Source organism: Amycolatopsis sp. NPDC102522, from assembly GCF_055584485.1.
In genome coordinates, this window is sequence record NZ_JBVJLY010000002.1 from 572081 (window position 1) to 586061 (window position 13981).

Genomic DNA, 13981 nt, shown 5'->3' on the forward strand with positions numbered 1-13981 from the left:
GTCTGTTCACTGGCTCACTGATCACCTGCAATCCGGCGCGTTGAGCAATCGACGTACTCCGCCGGAGACGTTGGCGACAACAGGTCAGTATACCTGTGTCTAAACTAATTTTGGCACGTGGCGCAAAACTTTCGATCTGAATGAATTTATTCGAGCAGAGCCTCTGGCTCACCAACATGCCTCTACCAGTCACAGCCAGGCCGGGACCTCGTTTCTTTGGACACCGCCGGAATAGGCAGAACTCTCTTGGCCAAGACGGGCGCACATCAGGAATCAAATTCACGTTTTCGGAAGCGCGTTTCCGAATAGCCCGTTCACCGCCATTGGCAATCTAGTGATGAATACCTTCAGCAAACCGTCGTGAGCAATCTCGCGAGCGATGGCACTCATCGTCAAAATCCAACAGCTCAATAGCGACTGTTCAGGTAGTCACAGAAGTCAGCCGGTGGGACTATACGTGATCGACACCTGTTTCACCCCTTTAGGCGCAAGCGGCACCCTTACAGATCACTGGCGATGACAAAACGTCGAGGTTCATCAAGGGTTTGTCGCGCATGGCTTGGATCAGAAAGCCGTTCAGCCACGGTCTCCATTGCCAGGTCTACCGGCAGCGCCGCCGCGAACTTGAGACCATTCATGGCACGCTTGTCGACCTGCGGATGACGTAGCACTTGAAGAGACGCCAGCGTCGCACTTATGTCGTCAGACGAAGGATCCGAACAGAACCGCAAGTACCGATCACCGATGCGTTGTCGCGGATCCATTACAGTCGGCAGCGAAGCATGCAATGTCCGATTCGCAGCCGTACCTGCCCAAGTCCACCAACGCAGGTCTTGGCCTTTCCGGCGAAGAATCAACGCATCTTTCGCAACATCATTAAAATGGCGTTCCCGTAGTTCCCTGACGACAGCCTCGGCGCGCCGAGTGAATGTTACCCCGACTGGATCAGTGCCCAGCAGCACTGCTCGCTGAGCACGGACCAGATCGAAGGAAAGTCCGCCTCCCCCCTCACCCCATTTCGCGTGTCCCGGCAGATCACTCGGTTCGACAAAGCACCGTCGTCGCTTCCAATCGATGTAGCCAACTTTCCATGCTCGTCCCCCCAACAGCAGGATACGTGGTCCGTCATGCTCATCCGCGAGAAGTACATCGTCACCGACCGCGCCAATTTCCTCGCGGCCGGCCAGCACGGTAAACTGTGGAGGAGCACTGAATACGGCCAGCAGATCGGAGAAGTACCGGTGGCCAAACTTTTTCTCCGCCTGTGGTCCGATGAACGCCATCGCACCATCTCTTTCCAAGTAGCCTTCTATTAGAAGATTCTTCATGATCGCGTCTGCATGCTCGTCGAACAGCGGAAGCTGACCCCACCATTCGCGCCAGGTGTGTGTACCGATCGTTTTCTCCTGCAGCGCCAGGGCAAGGATCTGTTGCGCAGCGATGTGCCGGGGATGCGGTGGTACGGCGATGGGCTCGACCCATCCCGCAGCCCATCGCTCCAGCAGCCCCGCCGCTGCCAGCACCGCATCAGGCTCGAGGCAGAGAAAGAGGCAGTTCCTGGTCGAGCCTGCTCTGCGTCCAGTTCGGCCGAGTCGTTGGAGGAACGACGCGACCGTCCTCGGCGCGTCGATCTGGATGACCCGGTCCAGGTCTCCGACATCGATACCCAGTTCGAGGGTGGAAGTCGCGACGATCACACAGTCCCGCGCTTCTGCGAACGCCAGCTCGGACCGGCCTCGCTCAGCGGCAGAGAGCGATGAGTGTGAGAGAAAGGTCGTCACCTGCGCCGCTCGCAACGACGCACCAAGTTCTTCCGCACGTCGTCTGCTGTCGACGAAGACCAGTCGTTTCTCACCACGATGCAGGGTGGCGATGACCTTCGCGGCGTTGTTGATCGTGCCAACATGATCGACGGTCAGGTCTGCACCCGTGCCAACAGAAGTTACTCTTGGCGCGATGACCTGGCTCTTCCGGTCCGTACCTGATCCTTGAAGCCAAACCAGAAGTTCAGCGGGATTGCCGACCGTTGCGGACAGCCCGATGCGTTGCAGTGGCCTTTCGGCCAGCTTGGAGAGGCGCTCCAGAACAGCCAGCAAATGCCAGCCACGATCATCCCCTGCGAAGGCGTGGACTTCGTCGACGACGACGGCTCGAAGTTGAGCGAAGAACTCGTGCGGATCAACCTTGGTGGACACGAGCATCGCTTCAAGCGATTCGGGCGTAGTCAGCAGGATGTCGGGTCGCTCCCGCTGAATACGTTTGCGGTCACCCGTCTTCACGTCACCGTGCCACACATCGGCCGATCTCCCCAACCAGTGTGCGTAGCCGGCCAAGCGCGGCTGGAGGTTGTTCAAAAGCGCACGCAGAGGACAGATATACAGCACCGAAAGCTCACGCCATTGCCCCTCTTCCATCGCGCTGAGCAGAGGGAAAACCGCCGCTTCTGTCTTTCCTCCTGCTGTCGGGGCGAGCAATATCACGTCCTGGCCGTCCAATATGGGGGCGACCGCGTCGGTTTGCAGCGGGCGTAGCGATGGCCACCCGAGAGAGTTGACAACGTGATACACCAGCGCTGGATGCAGCCGATCCAGGGCGGCATTCACGGCAGGTCCAGGTCTATGTCGTCCGCGCTCGCCGCGGCGTTGCGTTCGACTTCGGTCAGTTCGGAGTTCTTGACGGTGACCGGATAGTGGACACGGGGGTCGAAGTCGGCGTACTCGTCCACCCGGTCCAGGACATCCTGGACCAGCTTGCGCAGGAAGACACGGGGAGCAACACCGACCTGTCCCCCAAGTCCACCGGTCACGGCCGAGGCCAACTCGGTAATATAGGCGTCATCAACCTTCGTCGAGATCCGGTCTGGTTGCTTGGCGGAGCCCACGTAAAGGTCTCTGACAGTACGTCCCAGTTCTCCCAATCGTTCCAGGTCGAAACCGCTGAGCCTGAGCTGGACCGCACGCGGACTATCAAACCTCGCGTCGGTCGTGAAGTCGGTGGCCAGGCGTTGAGCCAGAGGCGGCAGACGTTGTACACCTTGCTGGCCGTCGTAGAAGGCGGGCGTTCCGGTGATGACCAAGAACAGGCCGGGAAAACGACCGGAGTCGATCTCGTCGAGCAGCTGACGCAGCGCGTTCAGGCCTTTTTCCCGGACGTCTCCGCGTACACGCTGCAGGGTCTCGATTTCGTCCAGGACAACAAGTAACCCAGGGTGCCCACAGTCTCGCAGCACCGTCAGCAAGCCTTGCAAGAATCCCAACGCGGCGAAATGATCAAGATCGCCGCGCACACCGGCCACCCGGCGCGCTGTGGCTGAGACCGACTTCTGTCCACCCAGCCACGCGATCAGCGCTTCGGCCGTCGCAGTGTCTCCCTCGCGCTGAGCCTGCCGGTAGCCGCGCAAAGCGGCGGCGAACGCCGGTGTCGTGCGTGCGACATCGGAAAGCCGCTGCTCCATCAGCGCGTCGACAGCAATCGCCAGGCGTTCGTCGTCATCCGCGATCTCGCCAGCGTCCAGAACCTCTTCTTCGAGCGTATAGAACCATGAGTCGACAATCGGCCGTAACGCGCTCGGCTGGTGGGTCGAAGTGGCGAGCCGCTCGATGAGCCGCCGATACACCGTTTCCAGCTTGTGTAGCGGCGTCTCGGTCTCGGAGATCTGGATTTCCGCCGTGGCCAGCCCCGCGCGCTTGGCCCGCTCGGCAAGCCACCGCGCGAAGAACGTCTTGCCCGAGCCATACTCCCCGCGGATGGCGTGAAAAGCCGCGCCACCGGTCGCTATCGCCGCCAAGTCGTCATCGAGCGTCCCACTGAACCGGTCGAGCCCCACCGCGAACAGGTCGAGCCCGGACCTCGGCACGGTGCCGCGGCGCAGGGCGTCAAGGACTTCCCGTCGTCGTGCGACACTGATCGCCGGGGTCATGGACTCTCCACACCGAACTGCTCACGCAATAGTGGCAGGTTCAATTTGACACTGCGGCCTGAATCGATCGCCTCGAAGACCTGATATCCCTCGACGTTGAGCAACCGCTGCAACGTCGTCACAAAACCGTCGATATTGCGTGCCGCTCTGCCCGCCTTCGCCACAATCGCCGCGGTGGACAAGGTTCCACCGGCCGTGTCCAGCGCGTCGATAACCATCGCGACTGCCGCGGTATCCGCCCGCCGGACGAATCTCTTCTGTGCGCTGAAGACGTCAGTGCCGATAATCCGCTGCCCGAGACTGGCCGGTGTGGGTTGCTCGGTTTGCTCGAGTTGCTCTGCCATGTCGAACAAGCTCGGCGTCTGTTCTTTGGTGACTTTGGCAGGCTTGGCGGATTGCTTGACCAGCTCAGTCTGCACCGAAAGTGCGGGCGACCACCAGTCCGGGCGCACCACCTCAGGAGACAGGAGTCGCCACCCGGGAGGCAAGGCCTCCGCAGAGGGTAGAAGCACCAGCACGGGCACGGTCATTTCGGCCAATGCGGCGCCGCCGTGGTAGCCCGCTCGTTTATGGGTGTACCGGATGTCCTCTCGCCACGGTACGACCACGCGGCCATCGCCCGCACAGACCCTTGGCCCGGCCAGTTCGACCTCACCAGGACCCGGGGTACCTGTATGCCATCGTGCACCGAAATCTTCTCCTGCTGGAGCTGGTGTTTCTGTGGCCCCTCGCTCCAGTACATGTCCGTGGTCCGCAGCCAGCACTACTGGACGTCCGTAGCTCTGGGCTTGGGCCAGTAGTTCCGGCAGGTACCTGATACCGGACAACTGCCATTGCGGATCGGAGCTCTCCCTGCCGTGATCCAGCGCGTCATCGACGGTATTCAGCACGACAGCGACCACTTCGGTACCTGATAATGCGCCGAGAAGCTCCGGGTTGAGCCGGTGACCTGCGACGCCCCCCAACTCCGCCATATGGAAAAGTCGCCCGGTTTTGCGACGGCTCGCCCAAAAAGTCGCGAACCCTGCCTTCTCCACTGCCTGACCGCCGCTTGTCATCACTCCACTGAGTAACGAAGCACGACTGATCTGGGTGATCGATGGGATCGCCGACACCGCGGTGGTTCGTTGTTCCCACGGCGAGGCTTCGATCCAGCCCTGCCGCTCGGCCAGCTCCTCGCCCAGTTCTATGGCCACCGCGCTGCTCATCCCGTCCACCACGACGACCAGCGGAGCACGCTTGCCGGCCAGTGGTGCGACGACCGTGGCAAGCACGTCTTCGACCAGTAGGCATCCTTGGCTCGAGATCGAGGACGCGATGGGCACCCAAGCTGCCAGCTTTGTCGCGAACCGCTCGTCCAGCCGTGACCGCCTGGCGGCAGCGGCCTGCCACACCGTTTGATAAGCACGTTCGACATGCGGATCGTGGTCGCTGTCGCCAGACCACAGCACGGAGAGGGCTCGGTCTACCCAGCCCCATTCGGCCAGCTGTTGATGTACCGCTGAGGCAACCGAGTCGACAGCGGGTTCAGGTGAGCCACTCCACCTGGCCAGCCGCACGGCCATCACAGCAGCGCGTTCCTGGTCGCCGAACATGGTCGACAGCCGGTGTTCGGTCAGTTTCGTCAGGGCCGCTTCCGCCGCTTTCGCATCAGGGAGCGCTTCGGCAACCGCTCGGATCCTGGAGCGGAACGCGGAGGGCAGCAGTACGTTGCTTGCCAGCGCCGGACGGAGGCCGGCGCGCTCGGCGAGCTCATCAGCGCGTCGGAGCACGGCGAGCACCTCACTCGCCCGGTCACGGCCGTTCGCCGGAGCGACACTCCAGCGAGTCAGGGCACCTTCCACAGCCCTTGCGAAGGCCCGGATATCGTCACCTCTGATGCCAGGGAACAGCCCGCCCACCGCCACCGCGACATCGGGAAGAGCCTCCGGATCGTTCAGCGCGGACCCTAGCACTCCCAGAGCGGTGGCGTCCGTCCCCTTCCCGAGGGCGACGAGCGCGAGCAACGGCACAGCGGCAGGTCCTACGGTCTCACCGAGCCACTGGGTGAACCCCTCGCTCTCTGCTTCGGACAGCTCAGTGAAACGAGCGGGCCCCGGGGTACTCCGGGACCAATCGAGTAGTCCGTCGGCGTCGAGGGATGTCGTATCCATGTTGAGTCGTTGACTCGCCAGCGCACGCATCGCCGACTCGTATGTCAGCACCGTCCCGGTGCGCGGCCAGCCGGCCGCCGGCTCAGCGTCGATCAGGGCGTCTGCCAGCCAGCGGGTCTGCCAGACGCGCGGATCCAGGCGTTTGGCGCCGAACCTGAGCTTGAGGATTTCGGTCGGATCGACCGGGAGGCTTCCCAGTTTGATCGCGTGACTTCGAAGCTCCCAGTCGAGTTCATCGTCAGCGACTCGGGTGATCACGACGAGGATGGCATCTCTTTTGGCGTTGTCCTGATGATCCAGCCAGGCGGCGACCACGCCCAGCACGGAGTCTTCGTTGACCACTCTGACCTGCCGCCGGTCCAGGGTGAATTCGACCGCGGCACCCGGCTGGTAGCTGCCGTGGACAAGTACGAGGCGACGTCCGTTCGCGTTGGGGAGATGCTCCTGCAGCAGCGACTCCAGGATCCGCTGATTGACCGTCGGAGCCACGGACGATGGAGTTGCGGTCATCGTGGCGATCCGTCCGTGGTGGCTCGCCACTCGATCTCGATGATCGCCTCCGGGTGTTCGTCCGAGTAGGCGCGAATCTCGCTCTGGACGTCCTTGAGTACACCAGCCAGCACGACCGGGCCCGCCCCCGCGGGTACTCGAAGTGGGGGACGAACAGGCGGATCCGGTTCGGGTTCTGGATCCGGTGGGAGAGGAGGCTTGGGTCCGGGTGCGGGATCCGGGCCAGGACCGTTATCGGCGGCATCGATGATAATGCCGACCGCCTCGCCACGGGCTTTTTCCAGGACCGGGGCGAGTTGCCTGGACAGCTCGATGGACGTCGCCGTCTCGGATATTCTGGCGAGGAGTCGTTCGGATCGCTCCCCGATGCTGTCGGTCCGGCCAAGGAATTGACGGACCTTTTCCAGTGGCTCCCATTCCGTGTTGTCCAGTGCTTCCAGCACCTGTGGCGCCGAGGATATGGTCCGAGATAGTGCGTTATCGCTTTCGGGATCAGGAGCCAAGGCGAGTTTGCGCACCAGCGCTGTCGGATCGTTCACCCCGACAAGTCCGGCGATCAGCTCACCCGCGGCGCGGGTGGACCGAACCCTCGGTGCCGTCGCGGGCTCGTCGATACCGAGTTCGCGCGCGTGCTTGGCGAGGGATCTGTGCACACCGAACACAGCCTGTTCGTAAAAGGAGACCTGCTCGGCTACCGAGGCCGCGAGCTTGGCGACGTTCCGGGCGAACCGCACGGGAGGGACGGCTATGCCGAAGATTGCGGCCGCTCGGGCGCGGCCCTGCTGAAACTCGTCTTCCGAAGGCAGCTCTTGCGCTCGCAACGACCAGTTGGCGCCGATCTGCTCCAGACCAGGCGGCTCGGCCTGCACGATGCCCTGGTATACCCAGGCGCGGTCGGCTAGGAGCGCATAGCTGGCGATGATCAGATTTCCGACGTTCTTGTCCAAGCCGGTGCAGCCGAAGTCCTCGATCCAGCGACGGATGTCCTCGACAGCATAGTCCCCGGTGATGCCTGCTTTCGCAGCTTCTTTGTCGATCCTGCGGCGCCACTCGGTGATGACGTTCAGAGGTCCATCATGGACTTCGGCCAGTTCGAGCGGGTGCACGATCTTCTTGACCGGTGCGAGCTGGCTCTTGTCCAGTACGACTCGGCCACCGTCTTCCATGGCCTTTCCCAACCAGGTCAAGGCGTTGCGCAGCTCGCCGACTGTGACGGCCTTGCGGTCGTTCTTGGGATCGAAGTTCGGGTGTTTGGGGTAGAGCGTGGCGAACAGGTCGTCCGAAAGCGCAAGCACGTTGTACTCGAACCCTGCGCCGCCTTGCAGTCGTACCTCGTGCCCGGGGTAGAGAGTGAAGACGTGACCGTCTTCACCTGCTGGGTGCCCTACGTTGGCCTCGTCGAGACGAGAGATACCGTAAAGCTGGTTCAGCACGTTACCGAGCTGCGACCGGAGATTGTCGCGTTGAGCCTCCATCTGATGCCGAACCCGGATCCGGTCATCGGTGGAGAGGTTCGCCGCGTAGTCATCGAGTCGGTTGCGTTCGAGCAGATAGCTGATGCGCAGTAGCCGACCGAGCTGCCCGGAACGCTGCTCAGACCAGAAGTGGGGCAGCCAGATGATCGTCGCACCCTGGACGCGCTCGGCTTGCAGGTCACGTACTCGGCCGAGGTCTTGGGTGGGGCTGTGGTTCGGCTCGTCGAACGGGTAGTCGAGGACGAATCGGATCCGGCCCTCGACGGTGGGCAGGAACTGCTCTTTGGGCAGAGTTTGCCGGTCACGTACGTTCTCGAAAACGAACTCGGCAATCCTCCTGCTGCCACGCCAGATGATCTCGCGTTCGCAGACGAATGCTCCCGAATCCTTGATTCCTAAGGCCGCCCAGAGCTGATCTCGCACCCAGATGCGGCGAGCCCCTGCGGTGTCAATCTCACTGACAGCGTCGAGAAACGGCTCGACGTCCAGATCCGACAGGTGCAGTGCGAAGACCGGATCTTCGTCTCCTTCGGATCGAAGTTCACCGAATTCGGCCTGGATCTCACGAAGCCGAGTAATCACCACCGCACCAGCTTCGACTGTGCGCGACCGGATCGATCCATGGTTCAGCGCGGCCAGCCGAGCACCGGTGAGCCTGGCAAGCGCAGGCACCTCAGGGGCAAGCGACGCCAGCAGCAATGTTTTGATAAGCCGATCGTCCGCGCGATAGCGAGGGTCATCGGCCGACCCGTACTTTTGTTCCAGGTAGACCCGCACCTTGTTGTGGAACCGTTGCCCCGCCTCGGCTTCCTTACGGAGACGATCGGTGAACGCCGCGGTACTGCTCTGCGCGAGCACATCCCATAGGTCACCGAGCGGGAGCAGCTCACCGAGTTTCATGTCGGCACGCCGTTGGTGCAGCATGTCCTCGATGAGCTTGAGCCCGGTGCGCTCGCGTTGTAGTGCGCCGGACAGCGCCACCAACACGTTGAGCAGGGCCGGTGAAAGCGGGTAGACGTCGTGGAAGTCTTCCCAGGTCGCACGGGTAGCGCCAGTCGAGTCCAGAAGCACGTCGCGGACACCGGGTTTGGCCGACTTGAGATCGGCGAACGCCGCGTCCAGCTGTGCCCGGGCTTGCGTTGAACGGGGTTTGAGCACCCGCTCCTTGATGATCGCCGGAAGGTTGCGGTCTTCCAAGTTGATGGTGTCGAACCGCCAGGCGAGGTATTGCACCTGCTGTTCGAGGTTCTTCACGTCTGCGCCCATCACGTCGGCGCCGATCAGCTGGGTCAGATCACGCTGCCGTGAAACGAACGAGATGATCGGCACCGGGCGATCGGCGTCACCCGACTCGATCAGCTTGACCAACTTACCGATCTGTTCGTTGACGAAGTCGCGCCGGGACATGTTCGCCTGCAACCAGAGAATCAGCTCATCGAGGAACAGGATGACGCCGTCATAGCCGAGTTCTTTGGCGTGGCGGCTGATCACCGATAGCCCGTTCTCCAGCGGCACGAAGGCGTCCTTGTCACCACGTGCGCCCTGGGCGTACGACTTCATCGGGCCCGACATCAGCGCTGAGACCAGTGCGTCGTGATGCGGGTCTCCGGCGGATGCGGCGAAGGCGGTGTCCAGTGCGCTGGACGACCATTCGACGGGGCCGCTATCCACGTCGTCAAGGTCGGGAAGATCGTCGACGCCCTCTGCCGCCGAACCGAGCCACTCCGCGAACTTGGCATCGTCGGCGAGGAATTCCCGCTGCCGTTGGGCATCGCGGAGCAACATCGCGGACCGGTATACCGGCGGGGTCCGAGCCTGGGGCCGCAGCTTACGGACCGTGTGCACATATCCACCCAGCAGTGCCGAGTCGAGGTCGGTTTCACCGACGAGGTGGTAAGGAACCATGAGGAACTTGCGCTCGCGCAACCACTCGTCGTGCTTGGCGACAACAGACTGTAACTGCTGTTTTTCCCGCGCGGCCGAGTGGTTGTTGAGGACGGCGTGCAAGACACTGAGGAAGTGACTCTTACCGGAGCCGAATGATCCGTGCAGGTACGCCGCGTGCGAGTTGCCGTCCCGGACGGCTGCGCGCACGAGAGTGAGGGCATCGCCGAACGCGGTCTTCAGCTGGTCGGTGATCACATAGTCGTCGACCATCTTGGCGGTCTCGGTAAAGCCGTCGGTGAGGTCGACCTTGAAGTTGCCGGAATGTACCGACTCCGGGATGTTCAGTACGTCCCGGAGATAGATCTCGCCGTTCACGCGTCCGCGCTCCCCTTCGTCTTCCGTCCTCGTGTGGCCGCCTGCGGGCGCCATGCTTTGAGCGTCTCGATGGTCAGCTGGTGCCGGGCACGCTGATCGTCGAGGAAGGCCTGGTACTCCTCGGCGGGGTTGCCTTGCCACTCCTCGTCGTACTCACCATGCCACTGCCTGACCCAGGGCAGCACTTCGGCCAGGCCTGCGACCAGCGGAACGATCCGGCCGATCTCCCACCCTGCCTGACTGGTGCGGTCGTTGACCAGGTTCACCAATGCTTGAGCCTGGTCCTTGTGATCCCATCCGGCCCAGCCGAGCAGCAGCGTCTGATCAGCGTCCGGGCTCGCGCCCGGGTAGGAGATGAAGCGTTCCTTCGGTACGTCGAGCTTGCCGCGGTGCGACCAGAAGGCGTTCCGCCGGAAGTCCGCAGAGGTGTACTTCGGTGGCACGTCGATGTCGAGTCGTTCCCCTGCGAGGTCCTCCTCGCGTTGCTTCGCCCAGACGTTTTCCCACTGAGCACGTTTTCGCAGGCCGGAGTCCTTGTAGCGGAGTGCGGCCAGATACGGGACATGCTCGTCGGCAATGAGCTGTTCGAGGATCTGGACCAAGGCCATATCCCGCTTGCCGAGGTGATCACCCGCGTACAAGGCCGCGACCGAGGTGAAATCCTGATCAGCGAGCAAGAGGTCGGCAAGCTGACTGACCGTCAGTGTCCGTGGTTCGCTCAGGCCCTCACGCACGGTAAACCAGAGGCGCTTGTCCTCGCAGCGATCGAGCAGCCAGGTCTTGAGCGCCTCGCGTTCCTTCTTCTCCCACGGCTCCGTCGACCAGCGCCGCTTGCACTCCGGTCGCTCGATAAGCGCTATGTCCCGACGTTTTTGGATCGTGTCGATCCGGTTCTGGACGACCTTCTTGTAGGTCTCGGGCCAGTGGGCTGGGATCTCGGTGATGGGGGTTGAGCCATGGCGTTCGAACCAGACAGTCTCGGTTTTGCCAGTTGCCACCTCCCGAGCGAGAATGATCTCGAAGGCCCGCTCCCCCAGGTTCAACACCGGCAAATCTTCGGACTTGGCGCGCAGGCTGGCGGCTTCTCCGTCACTGAGAAGATCGTAAAGTTGGTAGGTCTCCCAGTCCAGTTCTTCCTGTAGCGCGATCATCCCACCACGAATATGCTCATGTTCCACAAAAGCCGCATCCAGCCACTCGCGAGTCGGCGTACCTTCCGTTGCTATCGAGGACGGTTCCTGACGGGCCAGTTCTTGCGCCAAATTGTCGAGCGCGCGTCCAGTCTTCAACGGAAGCTCGGCAGGCAACGGAAACTCCTGCAGCTTGGTTCCGGTGAATTCATAGAACCTTTCCCACTCGTCGTGCATGAAGCCACCCGTACCGGATTGACTACCTTTATCATGACTCACCTGCTTGAGCCAGAAGCAAGCCGTCGACGAGTTTAATATGCCTAACAGCGCCAAATGGTCATCTTCACTTGCGCCTTCCGGCAATTGCACCACAGGAGCAGCCCTGTTCGCCACTGCCCCTGCACGTTCTATTGTAAAATGGTTATGCGTCGCAACAAAAGCAAACAAAATTATCGGCCCAGGTCGAAATCTTTTTGAGTAGAACTCCCGCATCTCCCACCAGGCGGAATTCTCAAGTTCTCGAAAAGGTATACCGAACCGTCGCCGATCTTCAAGGTTAGTCTTCCAGTCCCACATCCATTGTTGCACCTTGACTGGAATTGAATTTTTCGGTGTCGAGTATGGGTAGATAGTGAAACTAGATGCGTTGCGAAAATCTCTAACGTCTTCTCCGGTAATATACTCTCGGAAGGGTGCTTCCATCTTTGACAGCACACGCTCAGGGAGAACGAAGACCTCGTCCAGTCCGGTAATTGCCCGAAATCCACTATCTGCTCGCACCGAAAGGCGGGTCCGATTCTTCTCCAAGGTCTCCTGCAAATCGAACGCCCCTCCACCGCTAAGGGACCACGGGTGATTACCGAAAGAACCTCGCGCAACATCGGCCACCGAAATCCAATCGGACTCGCTGTCCGCCTTGTTAATTTGAGCGACAATAGCCGCCCACACCAATCCTTTAGCAGCATCCGTAGGCTGACTTGGCTCACCGCGAACACTAAGCGCAGCGCGCACGGTGTCCTCGGCGCGCCCGTAACGGTTCTGACCGATCAGAATCACGGTCGGGGTGCCATGTCCGGGAATGTAGGCACCGGAAGTGTCGATCACGTACGAGAGGTCAACTGTGGGGAAGAACTCTTCAATGAGTTTCTTGCCGAACTCTCGCTTCATGAATGAGTTCGAGGTGATCTGCCCAACGAAACCAGCGTCTCGGGCGGCACCTGATCGGCGGATCGCCAGCTGAAACATCCGCTGCGCGAAGGGAACGGAGAGAGCATAGGTCCCGGCGCATGCACTGTATCGATCCCGGTAGTTCTGGTTTTCCTGCTTGTCTTTCACGGTGATGTAAGGCGGATTACCGACGACGACGTGGTAGCTGGACCGCCCCAGTAGGTCGATGGACTCGACAAACTCGTTGACGTTTTCGGTTTGGTAAGTGTGCTGCGGCCGTCGAGTCCCGACGTCGAACAGCTTCTCCTGCTTGCCGATCACACCACGACCGTGCAGGAGTGAATCGCCAACGGCGACGTTGATGGGGAAGTTCGGTGCGGTGCGGAGCTGCTGTGCGCCGCCGGCGTGCATGGCTGCGACCAGCAGACGGAAGCGAGCAATCGAGGCCGCGAAGGGGTTCTTGTCGCAACCGTGTACCGCGTCCAGTGACCGGCGGATGAGTTCCCAGATGTCCACGCCGGGAGCCGCGGTCTGCCAGTGGGCGAGCAGGCGATGGAAGATGCCCAGCAAAAAGTGACCTGAGCCACAGGCGGGATCGATGGTTCGCAGGCCATGGAGGGTTCGCTCGACACCGCCGCCTTCACGGTGGATCTCCACCACCGGCTCCAGGCCGAACTCCTCGATGGCGGGCTCCAGGGTCAGCGTGAGGATGAAATCCTCGACGAACTCTGGTGTCTGCAGGAGCGCGTAGGTCTTTTTCGCGTGTTCCGAAAGATCTTGGTAGAGGTCACCCAGGAAGCGGGTCTTCCGGTCTCCGTCGGTGAAGTCGTGGATGATCCGACCGTCCGGGCTACGCCGGCGCCAGAAGGCGAGCAGAGTGCTGGCCGCACCGAATGACGGTGTGAGCCTCCAAAGCGGGTTGCTGCGCCGGTCGAATAGTTCAGTCACAGTGGGGTGAGATTCCGCCAAGTGGGTGAACGAGGCTTCGAGCCAGTCGCGGTCGTTGAACTGAGGGTGGTCACGGAAGTACGCTTCGTGTCGGGCCTCGGCGATCGCCAGCCGCTCGCCCGGCCCAGCCAGGAAAGGCTCGGCGATCAGGCCGTTGTCCTCGCAGAACCGAACGAAGACGCATCCCAAGATCCAGGCCACCGCGGTCTGGGTGACTCGCTCGTCGCGCCAGGTCTCGTACGTGGACGCGAGGCGCGACGCCTCTTTGGCTTCGTCATACTCAGCACGCAAGCCATCCGCGAATCCTGTCTCCTCGCTGCGCTCTCGGAGATCGCCCTCCAGGATCACAAGCTGTTTACGCAGGTCAGCAAGCAGCGCCTGGGCATCCACGCCACCTGCCACACTTACCAAGTCACT

The 13981-nt window shown here is 61.7% G+C and carries 5 protein-coding genes; all 5 read right to left on the reverse strand.

Annotation, left to right across the window (positions count from 1 at the left end; translation table 11 throughout):
* Window positions 1-500: 500 nt before the first annotated feature.
* The 5 genes from ACZ6YV_RS08575 to pglX are packed head-to-tail and all read right to left on the reverse strand — an operon-like array spanning window position 501 to window position 13954.
* A complete protein-coding gene (locus ACZ6YV_RS08575; RefSeq protein ID WP_465509016.1) occupies window positions 501-2603 on the reverse strand; it encodes a DEAD/DEAH box helicase in 2103 nt (700 codons plus the stop codon).
* Window positions 2600-3919 carry a BREX system ATP-binding protein BrxD gene (gene brxD / locus ACZ6YV_RS08580; RefSeq protein WP_465509017.1) on the reverse strand — a complete coding sequence of 440 codons (1320 nt, stop codon included), beginning with the start codon at window positions 3917-3919 and terminating at the stop codon, window positions 2600-2602. The genes ACZ6YV_RS08575 and brxD overlap by 4 nt, the downstream gene beginning before the upstream one ends.
* The gene (gene pglZ / locus ACZ6YV_RS08585; RefSeq protein ID WP_465509018.1) at window positions 3916-6582 is read right to left on the reverse strand and encodes a BREX-2 system phosphatase PglZ; all 2667 of its coding nucleotides are present in this window, start codon (window positions 6580-6582) and stop codon (window positions 3916-3918) included. Before pglZ ends, brxD begins: the two co-directional genes overlap by 4 nt.
* Window positions 6579-10319 (reverse strand): DUF6079 family protein, encoded by a 3741-nt coding sequence (locus tag ACZ6YV_RS08590; protein ID WP_465509019.1) that lies wholly within the window; start codon window positions 10317-10319, stop codon window positions 6579-6581. Before ACZ6YV_RS08590 ends, pglZ begins: the two co-directional genes overlap by 4 nt.
* Window positions 10316-13954: a BREX-2 system adenine-specific DNA-methyltransferase PglX gene (pglX, locus tag ACZ6YV_RS08595; RefSeq protein ID WP_465509020.1), complete on the reverse strand. Its 3639-nt coding sequence runs from the start codon at window positions 13952-13954 to the stop codon at window positions 10316-10318. The genes ACZ6YV_RS08590 and pglX overlap by 4 nt, the downstream gene beginning before the upstream one ends.
* Window positions 13955-13981: the final 27 nt, after the last annotated feature.